Origin of the sequence: Streptomyces sp. L2 (assembly GCF_004124325.1) — a bacterium.
Lineage (GTDB): Bacteria > Actinomycetota > Actinomycetes > Streptomycetales > Streptomycetaceae > Streptomyces.
The window spans coordinates 624,702-650,215 of record NZ_QBDT01000001.1 but is presented as its reverse complement, the minus strand read 5'-3'; the positions used below and the strand labels follow the sequence as shown (position 1 = coordinate 650,215).

19 protein-coding genes and 1 pseudogene are annotated in these 25,514 nt (G+C 73.6%); 7 read left to right on the top strand and 13 right to left on the bottom strand.

The features are described 5' to 3' along the window. Positions 1-41: 41 nt before the first annotated feature. From DBP14_RS02845 to DBP14_RS02805, 9 genes are all read right to left on the bottom strand, one after another. Positions 42-1,043, bottom strand: coding sequence for a proline racemase family protein (locus DBP14_RS02845; protein ID WP_129305468.1), 1,002 nt, complete (start codon positions 1,041-1,043; stop codon positions 42-44). A 23-nt stretch (positions 1,044-1,066) separates the two neighbouring features. Beyond that, positions 1,067-1,963 (bottom strand): dihydrodipicolinate synthase family protein, encoded by an 897-nt coding sequence (locus tag DBP14_RS02840; RefSeq protein ID WP_129305467.1) that lies wholly within the window; start codon positions 1,961-1,963, stop codon positions 1,067-1,069. 103 nt (positions 1,964-2,066) lie between these two features. After that, positions 2,067-3,473, bottom strand: coding sequence for an NAD(P)/FAD-dependent oxidoreductase (locus tag DBP14_RS02835; RefSeq protein ID WP_129311642.1), 1,407 nt, complete (start codon positions 3,471-3,473; stop codon positions 2,067-2,069). Between the two features lie 7 nt (positions 3,474-3,480). Next, on the bottom strand, positions 3,481-3,783 hold the full coding sequence (locus DBP14_RS02830; protein WP_129305466.1) for a (2Fe-2S)-binding protein: 303 nt from the start codon (positions 3,781-3,783) through the stop codon (positions 3,481-3,483). Then, positions 3,780-4,940: an FAD-binding oxidoreductase gene (locus tag DBP14_RS02825; RefSeq protein WP_129305465.1), complete on the bottom strand. Its 1,161-nt coding sequence runs from the start codon at positions 4,938-4,940 to the stop codon at positions 3,780-3,782. Before DBP14_RS02825 ends, DBP14_RS02830 begins: the two co-directional genes overlap by 4 nt. A gap of 131 nt (positions 4,941-5,071) precedes the next feature. Then, the gene (locus DBP14_RS02820) at positions 5,072-6,295 is read right to left on the bottom strand and encodes a cytochrome P450 (RefSeq protein WP_129305464.1); all 1,224 of its coding nucleotides are present in this window, start codon (positions 6,293-6,295) and stop codon (positions 5,072-5,074) included. 270 nt (positions 6,296-6,565) lie between these two features. After that, positions 6,566-7,345 carry an N-formylglutamate amidohydrolase gene (locus DBP14_RS02815; RefSeq protein WP_241740780.1) on the bottom strand — a complete coding sequence of 260 codons (780 nt, stop codon included), beginning with the start codon at positions 7,343-7,345 and terminating at the stop codon, positions 6,566-6,568. A 77-nt stretch (positions 7,346-7,422) separates the two neighbouring features. After that, positions 7,423-8,415, bottom strand: a complete 993-nt coding sequence (locus tag DBP14_RS02810; protein WP_129305462.1) for an alpha/beta hydrolase — start codon at positions 8,413-8,415, stop codon at positions 7,423-7,425. Positions 8,416-8,572: 157 nt separating this feature from the next. Then, positions 8,573-10,792: an NADP-dependent isocitrate dehydrogenase gene (locus DBP14_RS02805; protein WP_129305461.1), complete on the bottom strand. Its 2,220-nt coding sequence runs from the start codon at positions 10,790-10,792 to the stop codon at positions 8,573-8,575. A gap of 375 nt (positions 10,793-11,167) precedes the next feature. Here DBP14_RS02805 and DBP14_RS02800 point away from each other — a divergent pair, with 375 nt between their 5' ends. After that, a complete protein-coding gene (locus tag DBP14_RS02800; protein ID WP_241740779.1) occupies positions 11,168-12,322 on the top strand; it encodes a M48 family metallopeptidase in 1,155 nt (384 codons plus the stop codon). Between the two features lie 59 nt (positions 12,323-12,381). Here the strand turns inward: DBP14_RS02800 and DBP14_RS02795 are convergent, their stop codons facing one another. The 3 genes from DBP14_RS02795 to DBP14_RS02785 form a co-directional block, all read right to left on the bottom strand. Next, the gene (locus DBP14_RS02795; RefSeq protein ID WP_129305460.1) at positions 12,382-12,879 is read right to left on the bottom strand and encodes a DUF4186 domain-containing protein; all 498 of its coding nucleotides are present in this window, start codon (positions 12,877-12,879) and stop codon (positions 12,382-12,384) included. 81 nt (positions 12,880-12,960) lie between these two features. Next, on the bottom strand, positions 12,961-14,052 hold the full coding sequence (locus DBP14_RS02790) for a mechanosensitive ion channel family protein (RefSeq protein ID WP_129305459.1): 1,092 nt from the start codon (positions 14,050-14,052) through the stop codon (positions 12,961-12,963). A 183-nt stretch (positions 14,053-14,235) separates the two neighbouring features. Next, positions 14,236-15,000 carry a crotonase/enoyl-CoA hydratase family protein gene (locus DBP14_RS02785; protein WP_129305458.1) on the bottom strand — a complete coding sequence of 255 codons (765 nt, stop codon included), beginning with the start codon at positions 14,998-15,000 and terminating at the stop codon, positions 14,236-14,238. Between the two features lie 188 nt (positions 15,001-15,188). On the opposite strand from DBP14_RS02785, the gene DBP14_RS02780 reads away from it, so the two are divergent. From DBP14_RS02780 to DBP14_RS02760, 5 genes are all read left to right on the top strand, one after another. Then, the gene (locus tag DBP14_RS02780; RefSeq protein ID WP_206739416.1) at positions 15,189-17,099 is read left to right on the top strand and encodes an ABC transporter ATP-binding protein; all 1,911 of its coding nucleotides are present in this window, start codon (positions 15,189-15,191) and stop codon (positions 17,097-17,099) included. A gap of 224 nt (positions 17,100-17,323) precedes the next feature. Further along, on the top strand, positions 17,324-19,474 hold the full coding sequence (locus DBP14_RS02775; RefSeq protein ID WP_241741155.1) for an RICIN domain-containing protein: 2,151 nt from the start codon (positions 17,324-17,326) through the stop codon (positions 19,472-19,474). 118 nt (positions 19,475-19,592) lie between these two features. Next, a complete protein-coding gene (locus DBP14_RS02770) occupies positions 19,593-20,153 on the top strand; it encodes a 2Fe-2S iron-sulfur cluster-binding protein (RefSeq protein ID WP_129305456.1) in 561 nt (186 codons plus the stop codon). Further along, positions 20,150-21,145, top strand: a complete 996-nt coding sequence (locus DBP14_RS02765) for a xanthine dehydrogenase family protein subunit M (RefSeq protein WP_129305455.1) — start codon at positions 20,150-20,152, stop codon at positions 21,143-21,145. The genes DBP14_RS02770 and DBP14_RS02765 overlap by 4 nt, the downstream gene beginning before the upstream one ends. A 26-nt stretch (positions 21,146-21,171) precedes the next feature. Further along, on the top strand, positions 21,172-23,340 hold the full coding sequence (locus DBP14_RS02760; protein WP_129305454.1) for a xanthine dehydrogenase family protein molybdopterin-binding subunit: 2,169 nt from the start codon (positions 21,172-21,174) through the stop codon (positions 23,338-23,340). Between the two features lie 28 nt (positions 23,341-23,368). Here the strand turns inward: DBP14_RS02760 and DBP14_RS02755 are convergent. Then, positions 23,369-24,213 (bottom strand): annotated as a pseudogene (locus DBP14_RS02755) (MBL fold metallo-hydrolase). Positions 24,214-24,449: 236 nt separating this feature from the next. Between DBP14_RS02755 and DBP14_RS02750 the strand changes: the two are divergent. Next, a complete protein-coding gene (locus DBP14_RS02750; RefSeq protein ID WP_129305453.1) occupies positions 24,450-25,490 on the top strand; it encodes a LacI family DNA-binding transcriptional regulator in 1,041 nt (346 codons plus the stop codon). The last annotated feature ends 24 nt before the right edge of the window (positions 25,491-25,514 follow it).

The window sequence follows — 25,514 nt, the reverse complement described above, 5'->3', positions numbered from 1 at the left end:
ATCGAAGTCTAGTGGATCCACGGAGGTCACCGGCGCCCGCCCTAGAGCACGAACCCGGCGGGGAACGGGTCGGTCGGGTCGAGCAGGTACTGCGCCGTGCCCGTGATCCAGGCCCGGCCGGTGAAGCTCGGCAGCACCGCCGGGGCACCGGCCACCTCCGTCGTGCCGAGCAGCCGGCCGGTGAACCGGGTGCCGATGAACGACTCGTTCACGAACTCCGTGTGCAGCGGGAGTTCGCCCCGCGCCTGCAGTTGCGCCATGCGCGCGCTCGTCCCCGTGCCGCACGGGGACCGGTCGAACCAGCCCGGGTGGATGACCATCGCGTGCCGCGAGTGCCGGGCGGTGGCGCCCGGCGCGTAGAGGTGGACGTGGTGGCAGCCGTGGACCGACGGATCCTCCGGATGGACCGGTTCCCCCTCGCTGTTGATCGCCTCCATCAGCGTCAGCCCGGCCCGCAGGATGTCCTCTTTGCGGGCGCGGTCGAAGGGCAGCCCGAAGGCGTCCAGCGGCAGGATGGCGTAGAAGTTCCCGCCGTACGCCAGGTCGTACATCACCGTGCGCCCGCCGGGCAGGGTGATCTCCCGGTCCAGGGCCACGGCGAACGACGGAACGTTGTGCAGGGTCACGCTCCGGGCGGCGCCGTCCTCCACCGCCACCTCGGCCACCACCACGCCGGCCGGGGTGTCCAGCCGGATCGTGGTGACCGGTTCGACGACCTCGACCATGCCGGTCTCCACCAGCACGGTCGCCACACCGATCGTGCCGTGCCCGCACATCGGCAGATACCCGGACACCTCGATGTAGAGGACACCCCAGTCGCAGTCCGGGCGGCTCGGCGGCTGCAGGATCGCGCCGCTCATCGCGGAGTGGCCGCGCGGCTCGTTCATCAGCAACCGCTTGACGTCGTCCCGGTGTTCACGGAAGTACAGCCGCCGCTCGTTCATCGTCGCACCGGGCACGGTACCGATCCCGCCGGTGACGACACGGGTCGGCATGCCCTCGGTGTGCGAGTCCACGGCGTGCAGGACGAGCTTGCTGCGCATGCTCCGGTCTCCTTGTCGTGACGTCAGGCGAGCCCGGCGGCGACGGCCTTCTCGGTGGCCGCCCGGACCACGGCCTCCTGCGCGGGCAGCAGGGGGACGCGGGGCGGGCGCACCGGGCCGCCATACCGCCCGACGATGTCCATGGACAGTTTGATGGCCTGCACGAACTCCACCCGCGAGTCCCAGCGCAACAGGGGGTGCAGCCGCCGGTACAGGGGGAGCGCGGCGGCCAGGTCCCCGGTGGTGGCGGCCCGGTACAGCTCCACCGAGGCCCGGGGCAGCGCGTTGGGGTAGCCGGCCACCCAGCCCTTCGCGCCGGCCACGGCCAGCTCCAGCAGCACATCGTCGGCACCGGCCAACAGGTCGAGGTCCGGGGCGAGTTCGGCGATCCGGTAGGCGCGGCGGACGTCACCGGAGAACTCCTTGACGCCCTGGATGCACCCCTCGCCGTGCAGCCGGGCCAGGAGCTCCGGCACGAGGTCGACCTTGGTGTCGACCGGGTTGTTGTACGCCACCACCGGCAGGCCGGCCTTCGCGACCTCGGCGTAGTGGGCGAGCACGGACCGCTCGTCGGCGCGGTAGGCGTTGGGCGGCAGCAGCATCACCGCGCCGCAGCCGGCCTCGGCCGCCTGCTCGGCCCACTGCCGCGCCTCGGCCGAGCCGTACGCGGCGACGCCGGGCATCACCCGCGCACCGCCGACGGCCGCCACGGCCGTCTCGACCACCCTGGTGCGCTCCTCGGGCGTGAGCACCTGGTACTCACCGAGCGAGCCGTTCGGTACGACACCGTCGCAGCCGTTCGCCACCAGCCACGCACAGTGTTCGGCGTACCGGTCGAGGTCGACGGTGAGGTCGGCGCGCAGGGGGAGAGCGGTGGCGACGAGGACGCCCCGCCAGGGGCGGTTCTCCGAGAGGGTCATGTGTGGTCCCCAATCCAATAGGGTGTGACATATTACTGTGCCGGAACCGGATCCGGGTGGTGCGAGCGGCTGTCTCTTCGGGCGAACCGCCCCGGGAGGGTCGTCAGTCCTTCTCCCCGTGGTCCACCGGTAGCGCCGCCAGGACGCCCAACGGCACCGGCCGGGCGAACGGGCGTCGGCCCGGATTGAGCGGGCATCCGGTGAGGCCGGCCACCGCGGGTGCGCAGACCCGGCCCTGGCACCAGCCCATCCCGGCCCGCGTCAGCAGCTTCACCGTGCGCAGGTCCCCGGCGCCGAGCGAGCCGACGGCGCCCCGGATCTCGCCCGCGGTGACCTCCTCGCAGCGGCACACCACCGTGTCGTCGCCGACCCGGTCCGCCCAGCCGGCCGGCGGGGCGTACACCGAGTCGGCCGCCGCGAAGAACGTCCGCAGCCGGGCGCGGGTCCGGGCGGCCGGCGCCCATCCGCGCGGGTCGGGTTCGGTGCCGTGCAGGCGGGCCGCGATCGAGCGTCCGGCGATGTGCCCCTCGGCGAGCGCCAGGGCCGCCCCGCCGATCCCGGTGCTCTCCCCGGCGGCCCAGACGCCCGGCACGTCGGTGCGCTGCTCGCCGTCGACCCGGACGGCCATCCCCGCGAGTGTGCAGCCCAGGGTCTCGGCGAGGTCGGTGTGGGGCAGCATGCCGTGCCCGACGGCGAGGGTGTCGCAGTCGATACGGCGTGCGGTGCCCGGCCGTACCCGCCCGCCCCGGTCGAGCGCGGCCACGGTGACCCCCTCCAGGCGGTCGGTGCCGTGCGCCTCGACCACGGTGTGCCGGGCCAGCGTGCGCACGCGGTGCCGCAGCAACAGCCCCGCGTACCAGGCGCCTTCGGCGAGCTTCCCGGGCTGAGACGCCAACACCGGTGCCCGCCGCAGCAGTTCCCGCGGGTCGGCGGACTCGACCAGCGCGGCGACCCGCGCGCCGGCCGCGGCGAGCCCGGTGGCCACGGGCAGCAGCAGCGGCCCCGTTCCGGCGACCACGACGGTACGGCCAGGCAGCACCAGCCCGCCCTTCAGCATGGCCTGCGCTCCGCCCGCCGTGACGACACCGGGGAGTGTCCAACCCGGGAAGGGCAGCACCTGCTCGTAGCCGCCGGTGGCGAGGAGCACGGCGTCGGCGCGTACGGCCACTCCCTCGTCCTGGGCGGCACCGCGCAGAGCGTGGACCATCAGGGAACCAGCGGAGCCCCGCTCTGCACACCACACATGATGGCCCGCCAGGTGCTCTGTACGCCCCTCCGTGACGTGCCGCTCCAGCCCGTCCCGGAGCCGTTGCCAGGCGCGCCACTGGTGGTGCAGGGCCTGCGGGCGGCGGGCGCGCAGCGCGGTGGCCGGCTGCCGGAAGAACTGGCCGCCCGCCTGGTCGGCCGCGTCGATGAGCGTCACGTGCACGCCTCTCGCGGCCGCCGCGAGGGCGCCGGCCAGCCCGGCCGGGCCCGCGCCGACGACGGCGAGACGCGGCTGTCCGGTCATCGTCGGATCAGTCATTGGTTCCCCCGGTTCCCTCCTGTGCGCGGATCACATCGCCCGGCCGCACCGGGACCAGGCAGGCGCGCTGGTTCGGCACCCCGTTGACGGTCACCAGGCAGTCGAAGCACACCCCGATCCCGCAGAAGACACCGCGCGGGCGGCCCGACCCGCGTGTGCTCCGCCAGGCGGTCACGCCGGCGGTCCACAGCGCGGCGGCGACGGTCTGTCCGGGCAGGGCGTCCACAGCCCGGCCGTCGAACGTCACGGTGAACGCGGGACCGGGCCGCGCGTCGGCCAACTCCAGGGGATTCACTCGCCGTTTCCCTCCTCCGCCTCGAACCGGTCCGGACGGAACGGCGTGAGGTCCAGATCCGCCGGCTTCCCGGTCAGTGCGCGCGCGATCGACCGGCCGGTGCCGGTGGCGAGTCCGATGCCCGCCCCCTCGTGCCCGCAGGCGTGGAACAGGCCGGGCAGTCGCGGGTCGGGGCCGATCGCCGGCAGGTGGTCCGGCAGGTACGGGCGGAAGCCCGCGTACGTCCGCAGGGCGCGGACTCGCTCCAGGAAGGGGAACAGCCCGATGGCGCCGGCCGCCAGCGCCCGCACGGCCGGCAGGGACAGTGAGCGGTCGAAGCCGACGCGTTCCCGGCTGGCGCCGATGAGCACCGGCCCGGCCGCCGTGCCCTCGACGACGGGTGAGGTCCGCAGCGCGGCCGAGTCGCTGGCCACGTCGGCCACGTAGTCGGCGCCGTACACCTTGTGCCGGATCATCCGGGGGAGTGGCTCGGTCACCAGGACGAAGCCGCGTCGGGGACGGACGGGCAGGCGGACCCCGGCCAGCGCGGCGACGTCACCGCCCCAGGTCCCGGCGGCGTTCACCACCGCGGGCGCGTGGATGTCGCCCCGGTCGGTGCGGACGCCGAGCACCGCGCCGCCCGCCGCGCGCAGCACTCCCGTCACGGCGCGGCCCGTGCACAGCCGGGCGCCGGACACGTGGAGCAGATGGGCGGCGGCCAGCGCGGGCATCACCTGGGCGTCCTGCGGATACCGGACGCCGCCAGCCAGGCCGGGGGCCAAGTGCGGCTCCAGTTCGGCGAGTTGATCCGTCGGCACGGTCTCGGCGACGACACCGGCCGCCCGCTGCCCCTCGGCGAAGCCGTGCAGCGCGGCGAGCGCGTCCGGCGTCGAGGCGACGACGAGCCCTCCCTTGGCCTCGTACTCGACCGCCGCCCCCAGCTCCTCGGCCAGCTCGGCCCACAACCGGCCCGACAGCAGGGCCAGTTCCAGCTCGGGCCCGGGCCCCTTGTCGGACACGAGCAGATTGCCCTCCCCGGCCCCGGTGGTCCCCCCGGCCACCGCCCCGCGGTCCACCACCGTCACATCAAGCCCGGCCCGCCCGGCGTACAGCGCACACGCAGCCCCCACCATCCCCGCACCGACAACCACGACATCACAGCTCAGCCGCTTAGCCACGCCAGTACTATGTCACATATCGCAGCCGTCCCGACAGGGGGGCGCGGGGAACTGCTGCAAAAGGGGGTCCGGGGGCTTGCCCCCGAAGGACGGGACGGGAAGGGGCGGCGGGGGCGAAAAAAGGGGGGACCTCACCACACCACCGGCAACACCCGAGGCCCCCGAATCATCGTCTTCCGCCGCCACTCCACCCCCTCCACCGGCACCGCCAACCGCACCCCCGGCAACCGCTCCACCACCGTGTCGACCAGCAAATCGATCTGCAGCCGAGCCAGCGGCGCCCCCGTGCAGTAATGCGGCCCGTTCCCGAACGAGACATGCGGATGAGGATCCCGCTCGGGACAGATACGCTCCGGTTCGGGAAAGACCTCCGGATCACGGTTCGCGGCGAGATACGACACGTACACCGCCTCACCCGCCGCGATCCGATGCCCGCCCAGCTCCACGTCCTCCAGCGCGATCCGGGCCAGCCCCACCGAACTGCGGTGCGGAATCCACCGCAGCAACTCGTCCAGAACCGGACCCCGCTCACCGGGCCGGGACCGCACGCGCTCCATCAGCCCGGGCCGGCTGAGCATCAGATACAGCATCTGGCCGCAGTTGTGTGTGACGGCCTCGCCCCCGATCTGCAGCGGCCCGGCCAGCCCGACGGCCTCCTCCTCACCGATGTCACCGCGCGCCACCGCCGCCCCCAGCAGCGAGTACACGTCCTCGCCGGTGCCGGCCGCGCGGGCCCGGACGGTCTCGGTGATCCAGCCGTACAGGCCCTGCTTGGCCCGGTCGGCGGCCTCGGCGCCGCCCGAGGTGGAGATGATCTGCCGCGTCCAGGCGTGCACCTGGTCCCGCTGGTCCGCCGGCACGCCCATCACCTCGCTGACGACGGTGACCGGGAACGGCTCCAGCACCCGCTCCACGAGATCGGCCGGCGGCCCGTCCCGTACGACCCCGTCCATCAGGTCGTCCAGGATCTGCTGCGCGCGGGGCCGCAGCCGCTTCATCGCGCCCACCGTGAAGGCCCCGGCGACGGCCTTGCGCAGCCGGTTGTGGTCGGGCTGGTCCGCCCAGGCGAGCGAGCCCGGCCGGGGCGCGAAGTTCGGTGCCATCCGGGTCACCTGACGGCGCGTCACCTCGTTCCGGCCGAACCGCGGGTCGTTGGTGACCAGCTTGACGTCCTCGTAGCGGGTGGCCAGCCAGGCCCACCCCTCGCCGAACGGCAGCCGGATCCGGGTCAGCGGGCCCTCGCGCATCAGGGCGGCGAGAACCGGGTCGAAGTCCGTCCCGTCCAGGTCGAGCGAGGGCCAGTCCCGCACGGGCGGTGGGGCCTGGCCGGTGAGCGTACTGGTCTCCTCGGTCATGCCCTCACCCTCGTACGCGCTCCGCGCCCTGTCCTGCCGGAGTGCTCCAGCCGGAGGTCGGACCCGCCGGGTGGGCCCGGGCCGCACGACGAGAGCTAGGGCCTGTATTGAGTTCCCCGTCTGCCTCGCGACGCCGGGCACGGCACCTCGCTGCACGCCCGCTTCACCCGAGTACGCCCAGTACGAGGGTGAAACGGGCGCACGGCGATGCACCGCACCAGACGCCGCGAGGCCGCCCTCCGGGCGACGACGGGGAACTCAATACAGGCCCTAAAGGAAGTCGACGAGCGCGGCCAGCGCGGCGGCGAGCACGCCGACGCCGGGTCCCGCCGGTCCGCCGGGCTCGGTCATGTACAGGTCGCGGCGGATCTCCACCATCAGCGCGCTCACCCGGGCGTCCCGCCCGTAGAACTCCAGCGGCACATACGTTCCGCTGAACGGGCTGTCCAGCCCTGTCCTGCCGCACACCGAGAACGCCTCCCGCGCCGCCGCCAGCAGGTCCGGTGGGGTGTGGAACGGGTCGGTGCCCAGGCACACCGGCGGGCGCGGGCCGGCACCGTGCAGCTCGTAGGGCAGCGCCTCGGCCGGGTAGGAGTGCACGTCGACGATCACGGCCCGCCCGGCGGCGGCCAGCCGCTCGGCGACGGCCTCGCTCATGGCACGGGCGTACGGCCGGAAGTACCGCTCGACGAGCGGCTCTGGGGCGGTGCCGGCGGCCCGCAGTTCGCCCCGGTGCGTCGTCCGCGTGTACACCGCGCCCATGCCGACGGCGAGCATCTCCTCGCGCTCGTCGGGGAATCGCTCCGGGTCCACGACCAGCCGGGACAGCCGGTTCACGAACCGCCAGGGCGCGCGGCCCGCCAGCCCGGCCGCCGCCTCGGCGATCCGGTCCGTGTACGCGTCGGTGATGTGGTCCAGCTCCCGCTCCAGCGCCGCGTCGTCCAGCACGATGCCCTCGCGCACACCGTCCGGTATCGCCCGCGCCGCATGCGGGACGTGCAGCAGGACCGGCGAGTCGGGGGCACCGGGAAGAAGGGCGAACGAGGACACGGGCGGCTCCTGGACGATCGGCGGTGTGCTGACGTGGATCAAGGTGCCATACGCCACTGACATCCGGCCGCCAGAACCTAGCCCCCCTGCCCCGCGAGCCTGTCCAGGACGTCCGCGACCGGGGTGGGATCCAGCGGGCCGAGGTGTGACGCCTTGGGGAAGTCGTGCACGCGGAAGCGGTTGCCGGGTGTGGACGCGTCGGCCTCCGCGATCATCCGGTCCTGGAGCGCGGTGGCGATCGTACGGTCCCTGCCGAAACGCAGGTACGTGCGGGGAACGCGTCCCCAGGTGCCGGGCCGGCCGACCGCTCGGCCCGCGTAGGCGGCGACGGGCTCGTCGGTCTGCATGCCGGCCAGGATCCTGCGGAAGTCGGCGTCGGGGTAGTCCGCGCAGATCATCTCCTTCAGGAGGGCCAGCTCACCGCTGACACCCGTACGGAAGTTCAGCCGCAACACCCCGAGCCGGTCCGGGTCACCCACCGTCAGCTCCACGGGGCTGACGGCGTTCGCGTTCTCGGGTGCCGCGGTGCAGGCGTCCGCCGTGGGCAGGACCCGGCTGGGACAGAAGGCCGCCATGTAGCAGATGTGGTGAAGCAGGTGCGGCACGGCGTCGCCGACACGGCTGACCGACACGCCGCCCAGGCTGTGCCCGACCAGCACCACCGGGCCGTTCCGTGCGGCCTGCCGCACGATGCCCGTGACGCGCGCCTCGTAGTCGTCCAGCCCGAGGCCCTTCAGCGGGGAGGGCTCGACCGCCATCGCCGCGAGGTCCTGCCGCTGGTACGACTCCGCCACGAAAGCCTCCGCGCCGTGCCGCGGCTGGTCCACCATGACGGCGCGGTGGCCGCGCAGCGCCAGTTCCCGTGCGATCGGCATCCAGAACGCGCCGGCGCTGTGGGTGCCGTGCACGAGCACGTACGTGACGGGCCCGCGACGCGCGGCCGCCGCGGTCGGCGAGGTGCCGAGCCCGGTGGCCAGCGCCACGCCCCCCACCGCGAGTCCCAGCCCGCGCAGCGCCGTCCGCCGGGTGGCACCTTCTCGTTCTTCGTTCGTGTCATTCCTCATGAACACAACGCTATGAACGGCCCGTTGGGCCCACCAGCGGTCCAGCACCCCTACCGGGGTGGACCCAGAACCACCCTGGCCCCGGACACGCCTCCGCCCCGGTCGGCGGGCGAGCCGGACCGGGGCGGAGGAGGGAGACGACGGGCCCGGGGGCCCGGGGGCGTCAGCTCAAGGAGGCCAGCGCCTCGTTCCACGTGGCCGACGGGCGCATGACCGCGGCGGCCTTCGCCGGGTCGGGCTGGTAGTAGCCGCCGATCTCGGCCGGCTTGCCCTGGACGGCGTTCAGCTCCTCGACGATCGTCGCCTCGGCGGCGGCCAGCGTCTCGGCGAGCGGGGCGAAGGCCTTGGCCAGCTCCGCGTCGTCGGTCTGCCGCGCCAGCTCCTGCGCCCAGTACAGGGACAGGTAGAAGTGGCTGCCGCGGTTGTCGATGCCGCCGACGCGACGGGTCGGGGACTTGTCCTCGTCGAGGAAGGTCGCCGTGGCGCGGTCGAGGGCGTCGGCGAGGACCTGGGCGCGGGTGTTGCCGGTGGCCTCCGCGTACTGCTCCAGCGAGGGCACCAGGGCGAAGAACTCGCCGAGGGAGTCCCAGCGCAGGTAGTTCTCCTTGACCAGCTGCTGCACGTGCTTCGGCGCGGAGCCGCCGGCGCCGGTCTCGAAGAGGCCGCCGCCCGCCATCAGCGGGACGACCGACAGCATCTTGGCGCTGGTGCCCAGCTCCAGGATCGGGAACAGGTCGGTCAGGTAGTCGCGCAGCACGTTGCCGGTGACGGAGATGGTGTTCTCGCCGCGGCGGATGCGCTCCACGGACAGCTTGGTCGCCTCCACCGGGGACAGGACGCGGATGTCCAGGCCCTCGGTGTCGTGCTCCGGCAGGTACTGCTCGACCTTGGCGATCAGGCTGGCGTCGTGGGCGCGGCCCTCGTCCAGCCAGAACACGGCCGGGTCGCCGGTGGCGCGGGCGCGGGTGACGGCCAGCTTGACCCAGTCGCGGACCGGGGCGTCCTTGGTCTGGCAGGCGCGGAAGATGTCACCGGCGGACGCGGCCTGCTCGATGACGGCGTTGCCGCCGGCGTCGACCAGGCGGACCGTACCCGTGGTGGGGATCTCGAACGTCTTGTCGTGGCTGCCGTACTCCTCGGCCTTCTGCGCCATCAGGCCGACGTTCGGCACCGAGCCCATGGTGGCGGGGTCGAACGCGCCGTGGGCACGGCAGTCGTCGATGACGGCCTGGTAGACGCCCGCGTAGGAGGAGTCCGGGATGACGGCGAGGGTGTCGTGCTCCTGGCCGTCCGCGCCCCACATGTGACCGGAGGTGCGGATCATCGCCGGCATGGACGCGTCGACGATGACGTCGGACGGCACGTGCAGGTTGGTGATGCCCTTGTCGGAGTCGACCATGGCCAGCGCCGGTCCCTCGGCGAGCTCGGCGTCGAAGGACGCCTTGATCTCGTCGCCGTTCGGCAGGGCCTCAAGGCCCTTGTAGATACCGCCCAGACCGTCGTTCGGGGTCAGGCCGGCCGAGGCGAACGTCTCGGCGTACTTCGCGAAGGTCTTCGGGAAGAAGGCGCGCACCACGTGACCGAAGATGATCGGGTCGGAGACCTTCATCATCGTCGCCTTCAGGTGGACGGAGAACAGCACGCCGTCCGCCTTGGCGCGGGCGATCTGCGCGGTGAGGAACTCGCGCAGCGCGCCGACACGCAGCACGGAGGCGTCGACGACCTCGTCCTTCTTCACCGGCACGGACTCGCGCAGCACGGTCGTGGTGCCGTCGTCGCCAACCAGCTCGATCCGCAGCGCGCCGTCCTCGGCGATCACCGCGGACTTCTCGGTGGAGCGGAAGTCGTCGGCGCCCATGGTCGCCACGTTCGTCTTCGACTCGCCGGTCCAGGCGCCCATGCGGTGCGGGTGCGTCTTGGCGTAGTTCTTCACCGAGGCGGGCGCGCGGCGGTCGGAGTTGCCCTCGCGCAGCACCGGGTTGACGGCGGAGCCCTTGACCTTGTCGTAGCGGGCGCGGATCTCCCGCTCCTCGTCGGTCTTCGGGTCGTCCGGGTAGTCCGGGAGCGCGTAGCCCTGGCCCTGCAGCTCGGCGACGGCCGCCTTCAGCTGCGGGATGGACGCCGAGATGTTCGGCAGCTTGATGATGTTCGCGGCCGGCGTCCTGGCCAGCTCGCCGAGCTCCGCGAGGGCGTCCGGGATGCGCTGGTCCTCGGCGAGGTACTCCGGGAACACGGCGATGATCCGGCCCGCCAGCGAGATGTCGCGGGTCTCGACGGCGACACCCGCCTGCGAGGCGTACGCCCGGACCACCGGCAGGAACGAATACGTCGCCAGGGCCGGGGCCTCGTCAGTGTGTGTGTAGATGATGGTCGAGTCAGTCACCGGGTGCTCCGCTCCACGTCTGCAACATTGCTCGACATCAAGATATCTCGTGAGCGGCGCTGCATCGACAGGGGTCCGCGCCGGACCGCCGCCCCGGCGGTTTCGGGCCGGTTGCGGTTGGATCACTTTGCGCCCTGCCGGGGACCGGCCGCTTTACCCGCTCCCACCCTCGTGATCAGCTCTTTCGGTTCATGGCCGGTACGGCCCCGGGGGAGGGGCCGCAGGGGAGGGAGAGGGCGGGGCCGTCATGCCTGCCATCGCCGAAGAGACGATTCAGCCGTGCCCGGAGTGCGGCGCGCAGATCCGCGTCGACAGCCGGTTCACCGCCTGGTGCGCCGGCTGCGACTGGAACGTGGACCCCGGGAGCCGGAACCGGTGCGGGGGCGGGTGGAGCGGCTGCGCGGGGCCGCGGCGCGCCGGCACGGCGAGAAACTGCTCACGCGGATGATCGACGCACCGGACGCGCGGGCGCACCGGGACGCCCCGGCCGTGCTGGCCCTCGTGCTCGCCCTCGTCGTCCACGCCGTCACCGTCGCCCTGGCCGTGGGCGGCCTGTGGTGTCTCGTGCCCGTCCGGAACCGCTTCGACACGCTCCTGGGGATCTTCCTGCTGGCCATGGCCGCGGTGCTCAGACCGCGGTTCCGGCGGCTGACCGGGCGGCATCCGCTGTTCCGGGACGAGGCGCCGGAGCTGTTCGCCCTCGTCGACGAGATCGCCCGGACCGTCGGCACCCGCGGGGTGGACGCGATCGCCGTGGACCACAAAGTCAACGCGGGCGTCTCCGCCTTCGGCGTGCGCGGGCGGCGCCTGCTCACCCTCGGCCTGCCCCTCTGGGAGACCCTCTCCCCGCGGCAGCGGATCGCCCTGCTCGGCCACGAACTCGGCCACTACGCCAACGGCGACACCCGGCGCGGCGACCTGCTGGGCACGGCGTTCGAGACGCTCGAAGCCTGGCGCTACACCCTCGCGCCGATCCGCCGCCCCAACGCGTACGAGATGATCGCCAAGCTGCTCTACCTGGTGCCCCGGCTGCTCGTCGAGGGCGTCCTGATGGCCCTGGACCCGCTGCCCCTGCGGGCCGCGCAGCGAGCCGAGTACCTCGCCGACCGCATGGCCGCGCGCGTCGGCTCCACCGAGGCCGCGGTGGGGCTGATGGACCGGCTGCTGGTCGCGCGGGCGCTCCGGGTGGCCCTGCAGCGCGAGGCGAGCGCCGCGGCCCTGGGCGGACCAGGGACCGCCCGCGCGGCGGACGCCCGGGCCGACGGGCTGTGGGACCGGCTCAGGGAGTACGCGCAGTCCATTCCGGAGTACGAGTACGAGCGCCGCCGGCGGGCCGGGGCCCGACGCGGGCACAGCGTGGACTCGACGCACCCGCCGACCCACCTGCGCCGGGCCTGCCTGCTCGCCGGGCCGCCCCAGGCCGGGTCCGTCCCGGCCGACGCCCGCCGGGACCGCCTGATCGACCTGGAACTGGCCACGGCCCGCGTCGCGATGGCCCGCCGCATCGTCCGCGACGGCCTCGGCGACTGACCGGGGGGTGGACGCCCCGGTCACGAGGCGTCGCTACGAGGCGTCGCTAAGGGGCCTCGCTAAGGGGTCTCACTAAGGGCCACGCTACGAGGCCTCGCTAAGGGGCGGCCCGTGCCGTCCGCGGCCCTGACCTCCCGCTCGATCCAGCGGCAGATCACGTCCACGGCGTACACCAGTTCCGCCCGGGTCAGCTCGCGCCCCTTCGGGATGCCGTGCCGGCGCTGCAGGCAACCGCGGCAGCAGGTCGCGGTGGCGTGCTGGGCGACGAACACCGGGTGCCCGCGGTACGGCGTCTGCCTGCCGTCCTTGCGCGGCTCGGCCGGGGCCAGCCGCACGGAGAGCAGGTCGTACGCGTGCCACCGCAGTGTCGCCGCCCCCTTCAGCCGGGCGGTGGCCAGGTCCCGGCCGCGCAGGTGGAACCGCGCCCGGAACGGCTCCCGCGCGATCGCGTCGAGACGCTCGTCGAGGGAGCCGGGGGAGCCGGGGGAGCCGGGGGAGCCGGGGGAGGCAGGAGAGGGGGAGCCGGGGGAGTCCGGGGGACCTGCGGAACGGGACATATCGCTTCGAGCATACGGTCGAACGCGGAACCGGCTCCCCGCCGCCGGCTGCCTCGCCGCCGCCCCGCCCCCGTCCGCCCGCTACTCGCCCCCCGTGTACCCCGCCCCCGCGTCCTCCCCGCTCCGCTGCTGCGGTATCAGCACCGCGCCCTGCTGGAGGGCGACCGTCCTGGTCGGGGCCGGGATGGTGATGCCCTCCGCGTGGTAGCGGCGGTGGAGGCGTTTGATGAACTCGTGCTTGATGCGGTACTGGTCGCTGAACTCGCCGATCCCGAGGATCACGGAGAACCCGATGCGGGAGTCGCCGAAGGTGTGGAAGCGGACGGCGGGCTCATGGTCCGGGACGGCGCCGGTGATGTCGGTCATGACCTCGGTGACCACCTCCGCGGTCACGCGCTCCACGTGCTCCAGGTCGGAGTCGTAGCCCACGCCCGCCTGCACCACGATCGTCAGCTGCTGCTCGGGGCGGGAGTAGTTGGTCATGTTGGTCTTCGCCAGTTGCCCGTTGGGGATGACGACCAGGTTGTTGGACAGCTGCCGTACCGTCGTCTGGCGCCAGTTGATGTCGACCACGTAGCCCTCCTCGCCGCTGCTGAGCCGGATGTAGTCGCCCGGCTGCACGGTCTTGGAGGCGAGGATGTGCACGCCCGCGAAGAGGTTCGCCAGGGTGTCCTGCAGTGCCAGCGCGACGGCCAGACCGCCGACACCCAGGGCGGTGAGCAGTGGCGCTATGGAGATGCCGAGCGTCTGGAGCATCACCAGGAAGCCGATCGCGAGGACCAGCACGCGGGTGATGTTGACGAAGATGGTGGCCGAACCCGCCACACCCGAACGGGACATGGTGACCGTGCGGACCAGGCCGGAGACCACCCGGGCCGCGGACAGGGTCACCACGAGGATGAGCAGCACCTGGAGGGTCTGGTTCACCTGGTGCTGCACGGTCCGGGTCAGCGGCAGCACCGCGGCGGCGGAGGCCGCTCCGCCCGCCACCGACGCCCACGGCACGACCGTGCGCAGGGCGTCCACGATGACGTCGTCGCCGCTCCACCGCGTCCGCTCGGCGTGACCGGCGAGCCAGCGCAGCACCGCGCGGGCGACGAACGCCAGCAACAGGCCCGCCGCCAGGGCGATTCCGGCGAGGACGAAGTCGTCCAGGGTCGGTGCGCGGTTCACCGGGCACCTCCCGGGCGCGAGGCCGCAACTCGGGGCCGGAAGCGAAGTCTCGTCACGTGGGTCACCTGTCCGGGGTTCGGGAAGCGTTCGCGCCGGTCACCCGGACTGCGGTGATCGGCGCGGACGCTCATCCTGCCTCATCCGGCAGGGTCGTTCGCACCCGGTCCGTGCGGTCGGCGCCGGTCAGAAGTCCGCCGTGGACCCGTGCCGTCCCGCGCCCGCGGCGAACCTCGCCGCCCCCTTGAGGCTCTCCGCCAACACCGCCTCACCGTGGGCCAGTTCACGCCGTACGGCCGTCTCCTCGTCCAGGCCCTCCTGGTCCAGCACGGAGGCCCGGTCGCTGCGCAGGCAGGCCTGCGGGAAGCGGGCCAGCGACGCCGCGAGTTCCTCCGCCTCCTGCCGGGAACGGCCCGGGGGCACGAGCCGGTTGGCCAGACCGATGTCGTACGCCTCACGCGCCGGCACGGGACGCCCCGTCAGGATCATGTCCATGGCCCGGCTGGTGCCGATGAGCCGGGGCAGCCGTACCGTGCCGCCGTCGATGAGCGGCACCCCCCAGCGGCGGCAGAACACCCCGAACACCGCGTCCTCCTCGGCGACCCGCAGATCGCACCACAGGGCCAGCTCCAGGCCGCCCGCGACCGCGTGCCCGGCCACGGCGGCGATCACCGGCTTGGACAGCCGCATCCGGGTCGGCCCCATCGGCCCGTCGCCCTCCGCGGCCACCCGGTTGCCCCGCCCGGTGCCGATCGCCTTCAGGTCCGCGCCCGCGCAGAACGTGCCGCCCTCGCCCCACAGCACGGCCACCCGGGCGTCGTCGTCGGCCTCGAACTCCCGGAAGGCGGCGGCCAGTTCGGCGGCCGTCGGGCCGTCGACCGCGTTGCGGGCCTCGGGCCGCGACAGGATGACGGTGGTGACATGGTCCCCGCGTTCGGTACGCACCGGCACGACGGCTGACTCCTTCCTCGGGCGGCGGCCGGGCACACCGGGCCGCCTCGGCTGGGAGGATCACTCTGCCTCAGCGGCCCCCCACCCGCACCGGCGCCCCCAGGGTCGGACAGCACCCTCGGCCCAGGTGAAACCCCTGCGAAGCTTGACCCGGACGGCGTCCCGCGTCCTACCGTCTCCCCATGAGCATGGAGACCACCGCCTGGACGCAGCTGCACAGCGTGATGACCGCGCAGGCGGAACGCCGCCCCTTCGCCCGCGCGACGCTACGCCGCATCGCCGCCTTCGCCCGCCCGCACCGCGCGGGCATCGCCCGTTTCGTGCTGCTCGGGGTGCTCACCGCACTGCTCGCCGTGGCCACCCCCGTGCTGGCCGGCCGCGTCGTCGACACGATCGTGGCGGGCCACGACTCCGGCCGGGTCGTCCGGCTCGCCCTGCTGATCGCGGTCGTCGCGCTCGCCGAGGCGGCGCTCGGCATCCTCGGGCGGCGGCTGTCGGCGACGCTCGGGGAGGGACTCATCCTCGACCTCAGAACGGCTGTGTTCGATCATGTGCAGCGCATGCCGGTCGCGTTCTTCACACGTACCCGTACGGGAGCGCTCGTCAGCCGTCTCAACAACGACGTGATCGGCGCCCAGCGGGCGTTCGCCAACACGCTGTCCGGCGTGGTCACCAACCTGGTGACCCTGCTGCTCACCCTCGCCGTCATGCTCACCCTGTCCTGGCAGATCACCCTGCTCGCCCTGGTCCTGCTGCCGGTGTTCGTGCTGCCCGCCCGCCGCATGGGCAGCCGGATGGCCCGGATGCAGCGGGAGGCCGCCGCGCTGAACGCGGCCATGGGCACCCGCATGACCGAGCGCTTCTCCGCCCCCGGCGCCACGCTGGTGAAGCTGTTCGGGCGGCCGGACGAGGAGTCGGTGGAGTTCGCCGCCCGCGCCCGCATGGTGCGTGACATCGGCGTGCGTACGGCGACCGCGCAGTCGGTGTTCATCACCGCGCTCACCCTCGTCTCCGCGCTCGCCCTGGCCCTCGTCTACGGCCTCGGCGGCTGGTTCGCGATCCGGGGCACCCTGCAGGCGGGCGCGATCGTCTCCCTCGCCCTGCTGCTGACCCGGCTGTACGCGCCGCTGACCGCGCTCGCCGGCGCCCGCGTGGAGGTGATGAGCGCGCTGGTCAGCTTCGAGCGGGTCTTCGAAGTGCTCGACCTGAAGCCGCTCATCGAGGAGAAGCCGGACGCCGTCGAGGTGCCCGAGGGGCCGGTCGCCGTCGAGTTCGACGACGTCCGGTTCGCCTACCCGGCCGCCGACCAGGTCTCCCTCGCCTCCCTGGAGGAGGTCGCCGCCCTGGACACGCGCGGCGGCGCCGAGGTGCTGCACGGCATCACCTTCCGCGCCGAACCCGGGCAGACGGTCGCCCTGGTCGGCTCGTCCGGTGCCGGCAAGTCCACCATCGCGAGCCTGCTCCCGCGCCTCTACGACGTCGACGGCGGCGCCGTCCGCGTCGGCGGGGTCGACGTCCGCGACCTGAGCGCGGCCTCGCTGCGCGCCACCCTCGGCATGGTCACGCAGGACGGCCACCTCTTCCACGACTCCGTCCGCGCCAACCTGCTCCTGGCCTGCCCCGACGCCACCGACGGGGAGTTGTGGGACGCGCTCGGCCGGGCCCGTCTCGACGAGGTCGTACGCTCCCTGCCCGACGGCCTGGACACGGTCGTGGGCGAACGCGGCTACCGGCTGTCCGGCGGCGAACGCCAGCGGATGACCATCGCCCGGCTGCTGCTGGCCCGCCAGCGCGTGGTCATCCTCGACGAGGCCACCGCGCACCTCGACAACACCTCCGAGGCGGCCGTCCAGGAGGCCCTCACCGAGGCTCTCGCGGGCCGCACCGCCGTGGTGATCGCCCACCGGCTCTCCACCGTCCGGGCCGCCGACCAGATCCTCGTCGTCGAGGCCGGCCGGATCGTGGAGCGCGGCACCCACGACGAACTCCTCGCGGCCGGCGGGCGCTACGCCGAACTGCACCGCACCCAGTTCGCGAAGCGCCAGGAGCCGGACGAGCCGGACGCCGGGGTGCCGGACGCCGGGGTGCCGGTCGGCTGAGGCCCGACGCGGGGGGCGCATCGGGGCAGTTGACGTACGACCTCTTGACGTCGTTGGTGCAGACCTTTAGCTTCACGCCTTAAATAAAGCCGTCTCAATTGAAGCTGTGCGTGCTGCCCCGCCCTTTCTCCCCATCCCCGCGCGAAAGGCCCCCCGTGCTGCCCCACACCCCCCACCGCAGACCGGCCACGGCCGCCGCCGTGGTCGCCCTGACCGCCGCGGCCCTGCTCACCGGCGCCCCCGCCCACGCCGCCGCCGCTTCCCCTCCCGCCGCCGCCACCCGGGCGGCGGCCGCGCTGCCCACCGGCTTCGCCACGCTGCTGAACGCCGCGAGCGGCAAGTGCCTGGACGCCCGCTCGGCCGGCACCGCCAACGGCACCGTCGTCCAGCAGTACACGTGCAATGGCACCGGCGCCCAGCAGTGGAGCCTCACCGACGCCGGCGACGGATACGTCCGCATCAACGCCCATAACGACACCGGTCAGGTCGTGGACGTCGCCGACGTCTCCACCGCCGACAGCGCGCCTGTGCACCTGTGGGGGTACGGCGGCGGGGCCAACCAGCAGTGGCGGCCCGTCGACGACGGCGGCGGCGCCTACCACTTCGTCAACCGCAACAGCGGCAAGTGCCTGGACGACCCCGGGGCCTCGACCGCGAACAGCGTCCAGTTGCAGCAGTACACGTGCAATGGCACAGACTCCCAGCGCTTCCAGGTGGTCCCCGTGGACCGGTCCGTGAACGACCCCGACCTCGGCCCGAACGTCGTCGTCTTCGACCCCTCCATGTCCGCCTCCGCGATCCAGGGCAAGCTCGACGCGATCTTCAAGCAGCAGGAGACCAACCAGTTCGGCTCCCAGCGCTACGCCGTCCTGTTCAAGCCCGGCGCCTACGACGCGGACGTCAACGTCGGCTTCTACACCCAGGTCCTGGGTCTCGGCCTGACCCCCGACGCCGTCAGCATCGACGGCGCAGTCCACGCCGAGGCCGACTGGTTCCAGGGCAACGCCACCCAGAACTTCTGGCGCGGTGCCGAGAACCTGTCCGTCGACCCCACCGGGGGCGCCGACCGCTGGGCGGTCTCGCAGGCCGCGCCGTACCGGCGGATGCACCTGCGCGGCGACCTCGCCCTGGACGACGGCGGCTGGTCCTCCGGCGGCTACCTCGCCGACAGCAGGATCGACGGCACGGTGAACTCCGGCAGCCAGCAGCAGTGGCTGACCCGCAACTCCCGGCTCGGCGGCTGGACCGGCTCCAACTGGAACATGGTCTTCGTCGGCAGCCAGGGCGTCCCCGCCACCAGCTTCCCCAAGCCGCCGTACACCACGGTCGCCACGAGCCCGGTCAGCCGGGAGAAGCCGTTCCTGTACGTCGACGGCTCCGGCGCCTACCAGGTGTTCGTGCCGGCCGTGCGCACCGACTCGGCGGCCACCAGCTGGGCGGACGGCCACCCGGCCGGCACCTCGCTCCCGCTGAGCGCGTTCTACGTCGTCAAGCCCGGCGCCACCGCCGCCGACATCAACGCCGCCCTCGCCGACGGCAAGAACCTCCTCGTCACCCCCGGCGTCTACCACCTCGACCAGACCCTGAGGGTGACCCGCCCCGACACCGTCGTCCTCGGTCTCGGGCTCGCCACCTTCGTGCCGGACGGCGGCGTCACCGCGATGACCGTCGCCGACGTGGACGGCGTCAAGATCGCCGGGCTCCTCTTCGACGCCGGCACGACCAGCTCGAAGACCCTCGTCGAGGTCGGGCCGGCCGGCTCCGGCGCCTCCCACGCGGCCGACCCGACCTCCCTGCACGACGTGTACTTCCGCGTCGGCGGCGCCGGCGTCGGCAAGGCGGCCACCGGCCTCGTCGTCAACAGCGACGACGTCATCGGCGACCACATGTGGATCTGGCGCGCCGACCACGGCAGCGGCGTCGGCTGGACCAGCAACACCGCCGACACCGGGCTCGTCGTCAACGGCGCCGGCGTCACCATGTACGGGCTGTTCGTGGAGCATTTCCAGAAGTACCAGGTGCAGTGGAACGGCGACGGCGGCCGCACCTACTTCTTCCAGAACGAGATGCCGTACGACCCGCCGAACCAGTCCGCCTGGAGCCACGGCTCCACCCGCGGCTACGCCGCCTACAAGGTCGCCGACTCCGTCACCTCCCACCAGGCGTACGGCCTCGGCAGCTACTGCTACTTCAGCTCGAACCCCGGCGTCGTCGCCGACCGGGCCATCGAGGCGCCCGACACGCCCGGCGTGCGCTTCACCAGCATGGTGACCGTGTCCCTCGGCGGCACCGGCACCATCAGCCACGTCGTCAACGGCACCGGAGGGCCCTCGAACACGGCGAGCAACGTGGCCGACCTCGTCCGCTATCCCTGACTCCTCGCCCCTCCCCGACCCACCTGTTCCGCAGGGGACGTGTGAGCCGTCGCCGCCTGGATACGCGGTCTGCACGGCACCACGGCCCCCACGGCCCCTGCGGAAGGTCGTCCCCGCCATGACCAGCGAAAACGAGACCGGGACCCGCGGCAACGCCTCCGGCCGGCAGTCCGAGGTCACCCTGCGGGTGAACGGGAAACCGCACACCCTGCTCCTCGACCACCGGCGCGTCCTGCTCGACGTACTGCGCGACGACCTCGACCTCACCGGCTCCAAGAAGGGCTGCGACCACGGCCAGTGCGGAGCCTGCACCGTCCTGGTCGACGGCCGCCGCGTCGACAGCTGCCTGCTCCTCGCCGTCACCCTCGACGGCACGGAGATCACCACCGTCGAGGGGCTCAGCGGCGACGGCGAGGAGCCGCACGCCCTCCAGCAGGCGTTCCTCGACCGCGACGCCCTCCAGTGCGGCTACTGCACCCCCGGCCAGATCTGCTCCGCCGTCGGCATGCTCGCCGAGGCCCGCGCCGGACACCCCTCGCAGATCACCGACCCGGCCACCCCCTCCGGCGGGCCCATGCCGCTGGACCGGCCCGAGATCCGCGAACGGCTGAGCGGCAACCTGTGCCGCTGCGGCGCCTACCCGCGCATCGTCGACGCAGTCGAGGACGTGATCCGGTGAAAGCGTTCGACTACCTCAGGCCCACCACCGTCGAGGAGGCCACCGAGGCCTTCACCGCCCACCCCGGCGCCCGCTACCTCGCGGGCGGCACCAACCTGGTCGACCTGATGAAACTCGGCGTCGAACAGCCCGCCGTCCTCATCGACGTCGGCCGCCTCCCGCTGGACACCGTCGAGGAGACGGCCGACGGCTCCCTGCGCGTCGGCGCCACCGTCCGCAACAGCGACCTCGCCGCCCACCCCCTCGTCCGCGACCGGTACCCCGTGCTGTCCCAGGCCCTCCTCGCGGGCGCCTCCGGACAGCTGCGCAACGCGGCCACCACCGGCGGCAACCTGCTCCAGCGCACCCGCTGCCCCTACTTCCAGGACCTGGACAAGCCCTGCAACAAACGCGAACCGGGCAGCGGCTGCGGCGCCCGCGACGGCGTCCACCGCGACCACGCCGTCCTCGGCCACTCCCCGCAGTGCATCGCCACCCACCCGTCCGACATGGCCGTGGCCCTCGCCGCCCTCGGCGCCGACGTCGAGCTCTACGGCAACGAGGGCGCCCGGAGCGTCCCGGTGGCCGACTTCCACCGGCTGCCCGGCGACCATCCGGAGCGGGACACCGAGATCCGCCCCGGCGAGATCATCACCGGCGTGCTGCTCCCGGCCGCCCGCGCCGGGCTGCCGTCCGCCTACCGCAAGGCCCGCGACCGGGCGTCGTACGCCTTCGCCCTCGCGTCCGTGGCCGTCGTCCTAGGCGTCCAGGACGGCGTCGTCGACCACGCCGGGATCGCCTTCGGCGGCCTCGCCCACCGGCCCTGGCGGGCCCGCCACGCCGAGCAGGCGCTGCTCGGCGCGGCCGCCACCCCGCCCGCCTTCGAGGGGGCCGTCGCCCTCGAACTCGCCCACGCCGAACCCCTGCGGGACAACGCCTACAAGGTGCCCCTCGCCCGCAACCTCGCCCTGGACGTCCTGAACCGCCTGGCCCCGGCGCCGGCGACGGTCTGACCACGCCACGCCCGAGGAGGACCCCCATGCAGGACCCCACGGACCGCACCGGCACGACCCCGGACGCCGCGGGCCGCCGCACCGGCACCGCCCAGGACGGCGCCGGGGCCGCCCTCGGCGCCCCGGTGGAGCGCCGCGAAGGGCGGCAGAAGGTCGCCGGCACCGCCCGCTACGCCGCCGAGTACGCCCTCCCCGGCCGCGCCCACGCCTGGCCCGTGCCCGCCGCCGTGGCACGCGGCCGGGTCACCGCCGTGGACGCCACCGAGGCCCTCGCCCTGCCCGGCGTCCTCGCCGTCCTCACCCACGCCGACGCCCCGCGCCTCGCCGAACCGGAGGACGCCACCCTCGCCGTCCTGCAGAACCCGGACGTGCCGCACCGCGGCTGGTGCGTCGCCCTCGCCGTCGCCGACACCCTGGAAGCCGCCCGCGCCGCCGCCCACGCCGTCCGGGTCACCTACGCCACCGAACCCGCCGACCTGCGTCTCACCCCCGAACACCCCGACGCCTACGAACCCGAGACCGCCAACGGCGGCTACCCGGGCCGCGTCGAACACGGCGATCCCGAGGGCGCGTACGCCGCCTCCGACGTCCGCGTCGACGTCGCCTACCACGTCCCGCCCCTGCACAACCACCCGATGGAACCGCACACCACCACCGCCCACTGGGACGGCGACCGGCTCACCCTGTACACCTCCACCCAGGGCGGCACGAGCGTCCGGGCCGTGCTCGCCGGACTGTTCGAGCTGCCCCGGGACCACGTCCTGGTCGTCGGCGAACACGTCGGCGGCGGATTCGGCTCCAAGGGCACCCCGCGCCCCGACACCGTCCTCGCCGCGCTGGCCGCCCGGCACACCGGCCGGCCCGTCACCCTGGCCTGGCCGCGCCGCCTCATGCCCACCTCCGTCGGCCACCGCGCCCCCACCCTGCACCGGCTGCGGCTCGGCGCCCGCCCCGACGGCACGCTCACCGCGCTGCTGCACGAGGTCACCACCCAGACCTCCCGGGTCAAGGAGTTCGTGGAACAGGCGGCCGTGCCCTCCCGCGTCATGTACGCGGCGCCGCACCTGCTCAGCACCCACCGCGTGGTCGCGCTGGACGTGCCCAGCCCGTCCTGGATGCGCGCGCCCGGCGAGACACCGGGCATGTACGCCCTGGAGTCCGCCGTCGACGAACTCGCCGACGCGCTCGGCATGGACCCGGTCGAACTGCGCGTCCGCAACGATCCGGAGCACGAACCCGGGAGCGGCAAGCCGTTCAGCAGCCGGCACCTCGTGGCGTGCCTGCGCGAGGGCGCCCGCCGCTTCGGCTGGGCGGACCGCGACCCGCGCCCCCGCTCCCGCACCGAGGGCCCGCTGCTCGTCGGCACCGGCGTGGCCGCGGCCACCTACCCCGTCTACGCCTGGCCGTCCGCCGCGTCCGCGCACGCCCTGCCCGATGGCACGTTCACCGTCCGGGTCAACGCGGCCGACATCGGCACCGGCGCCCGTACCGTCCTCGCGCAGATCGCCGCCGACGCCCTCGGCGTGCCCGTGGACCGGGTGCGCACCGAGATCGGCCGCAGCGACCTGCCCCCGGCCCCGGTCGCCGGCGGCTCCGCGGGTACCGCCTCCTGGGGCTGGGCCGTACACCGGGCCTGCGCCGAACTGTCCGGCCGGCTCGCCGTGCACACCGGCCCGCTGCCCGACGGCGGCCTCGACGCACACGACAACACCCGCGGCCTCGCCGACGCCGACAGCCCCTACGCCCGGCACGCGTTCGGCGCCCACTTCGCCGAGGTCACCGTCGACACCGTGACCGGCGAGACCCGGGTACGGCGGCTGCTCGGGATCTTCGCCGCCGGGCACATCCTCAACGCCCGCACCGCGCGCTCCCAGTTCACCGGCGGCATGACCATGGGCCTCGGCATGGCCCTGACCGAGGGCAGCACCCTGGACCCCGCGTTCGGTGACTTCACCGAGGCCGACCTCGCCGCCTACCACGTGCCGGCGCACGCCGACGTCCCCGACATCGAGGCCGACTGGATCGACGAGGACGACCCCCACCTCAACCCCATGGGCAGCAAGGGCATCGGCGAGATCGGCATCGTCGGCACCGCCGCCGCCATCGGCAACGCCGTCCACCACGCCACCGGCGTCCGGCTGCGCGAACTCCCGCTGACCCCCGACCGGGTGCTGACCGGTCTGCTGGCGGCCTGAACCACCGTGCTGGCGGCCTGAACCACCGTCAGCGAACGGCTTCCACCGTTTCCGCGCCGACCGTCACCCGCTCCCCGGGCGCGCACCGCAGCAGCCGGGCCCCGTGCCCCCGGCGCCGCGCCTCGGCCAGGAAGTCCCCCACCGGGGAGCGGAACACCGTGTAGTCGTCGTAGTGCACCGGCATCGCCCGCCGCGGGCGCAGCAGGTCGAGCAGATCGGCGCCCTGCGCCGCGTCCATGGTGACGACGAGACCGCCCGGCAGGGTCGTGCCGCCCAGGTGCAGGACGGCGAGGTGGATGTCGGGGTACCGTGCGGCGATCTCCGCCAGGCCGTCGTACATCAGGGTGTCGCCGGAGACGTAGAGGACCCGCCGCACCTCGCCGGCCCGGTCGCCGAACTCCAGCACGCTGCCCATCACCGGCGGCAGCGCGCACGCGCCGGACCGGGTGCGTGCCGGCCGGGCAGGGAGGTGACGCGGACAACGGAGTCCCCGTGCCGCAGGGTGTGGCTCTGCCAAGTGCGCAGGCCCGTGGCGTGCCGGAATCCGTACAGGCCCTTCAGCGGACGCGCGGCGTGCGGCGTGGTCAGGATCGGCAGGCCGTGGTCCAGACCGCGCCTGGCCACCCGGTCGAAGTGGTCGCCGTGCAGATGGGAGAGGACCACACTGTCCAGGTCGGCGTGCTGCAGGTCCATCACGTTCAGCGCGGGTTCGGTACGGCGCCGGGACACCAGCCCGTAGCCGAGGTGCGCGAGCTGCCCGCGGTGCAGGAAGTTCGGGTCGGTCAGCAGGGTCAGCCGCCCGTAGCGGATCAGCACGGTGGCGTTGCCGATGAACAGCAGCTCCACGGTGCCCTCGGGCGGCGTGCGCCCCATGACGGGCTCCACGACGGGCTCCATGGCGGGCTCCTTCCGACGGACCGCGTCCGCGGGGCGGCTCCGTCCTTCCGCCCGGTCCCGGGCCACCGCCCCGTACCGGTGACGCGCGAGTACCCAGCCCCCGGGGAAGTGACTCCGCGCGGGCCCGCGGTCCGTACGGGGAGCGCTTTCCGTCCGGCCCGCCCGCCGGTCCGCCGACGGCTACGCTGGTCCCGTCCCGAGAGGAGCGTTCCTTGTCCGACCAGATCTCCGCGCCCCGCCCCACCCTGGAAGCCGTGGCCGAACGCGCGGGCGTCTCGCGGGCGACCGCCTCCCGGGTCGTCAACGGGGGCAGCGGGGTGCGCCAGGTCCTGGTGGAGAAGGTCCGGCGCGCCGTGGAGGAGCTCGGCTACGTCCCCAACCAGGCGGCCCGCACCCTGGTGACCCGTCGCACCGGAGCCGTCGCCGTCATCGTCGCGGAACCGGAGACCAAGGTCTTCACCAACCCCTTCTTCGGGCAACAGATGCTCGGCATCAGCCGCGAGCTGACCGTCCACGACTCCCAGCCGGTGGTGCTGCTGGTGGAGAGCTCCGCCGACTACGACCGCGTCGGCCGCTACCTCGCCGGCGGCCACGTCGACGGGGCCCTGCTGTTCTCCCTGCACGCCGACGACCCGCTGCCCGCCATCACCCGCCGGATCGGCATCCCCACGGTCTTCGGCGGCCGCCCCGGCTGGCCCGGCGCCGACGGGGACGACAGCGTCCTCTACGTCGACTCGGACAACCGGGGCGGCGCCGCAGACGCCGTCCGCCACCTGCTCTCCCTCGGCCGCCGGCGGATCGCGACGATCACCGGCCCGCTCGACCAGACCGCCTCCGTGGACCGGCTCGACGGCTACCGCGACGCCCTGCCGGACGCCGACCCCCGGCTCGTCGCCCACAGCGACTTCACCGGCGCGGGCGGCGCCCGGGCGATGACGGAACTCCTGCACCGGGCGCCGGAACTGGACGCCGTCTTCGTCGCCTCCGACCTCATGGCCACCGGCGCGCTGCGCGCCCTGCGCGAACACGGCCGCCGCGTCCCCGAGGACGTGGCCGTCGTCGGCTTCGACGACATCGCCTCCGTCGTCGAACTGACGGACCCACCCCTGACGACGGTCCGCCAGGAGATCGAGGAAATGGGCCGCCTGATGGTACGCCTGCTCCTACGCGACCTCCACGCAAAGCACGCCGCCGACCAGCCCCCGTCCCCCTTGATCATCCCGACCCGCCTGATCCAGAGGGCCACAGCCTGAACGCACCCCTAGGGCCGCGCCCCT

Bases quoted from the DNA above. Each gene is read 5' to 3' on its own strand.
- DBP14_RS02845 (WP_129305468.1), bottom strand. From the start codon at position 1,043: ATGCGCAGCAAGCTCGTCCTGCACGCCGTGGACTCGCACACCGAGGGC.
- DBP14_RS02840 (WP_129305467.1), bottom strand. From the start codon at position 1,963: ATGACCCTCTCGGAGAACCGCCCCTGGCGGGGCGTCCTCGTCGCCACC.
- DBP14_RS02835 (WP_129311642.1), bottom strand. From the start codon at position 3,473: ATGACCGGACAGCCGCGTCTCGCCGTCGTCGGCGCGGGCCCGGCCGGG.
- DBP14_RS02820 (WP_129305464.1), bottom strand. From the start codon at position 6,295: ATGACCGAGGAGACCAGTACGCTCACCGGCCAGGCCCCACCGCCCGTG.
- DBP14_RS02795 (WP_129305460.1), bottom strand. From the start codon at position 12,879: ATGTCCCGTTCCGCAGGTCCCCCGGACTCCCCCGGCTCCCCCTCTCCT.
- DBP14_RS02780 (WP_206739416.1), top strand. From the start codon at position 15,189: ATGGAGACCACCGCCTGGACGCAGCTGCACAGCGTGATGACCGCGCAG.
- DBP14_RS02770 (WP_129305456.1), top strand. From the start codon at position 19,593: ATGACCAGCGAAAACGAGACCGGGACCCGCGGCAACGCCTCCGGCCGG.
- DBP14_RS02760 (WP_129305454.1), top strand. From the start codon at position 21,172: ATGCAGGACCCCACGGACCGCACCGGCACGACCCCGGACGCCGCGGGC.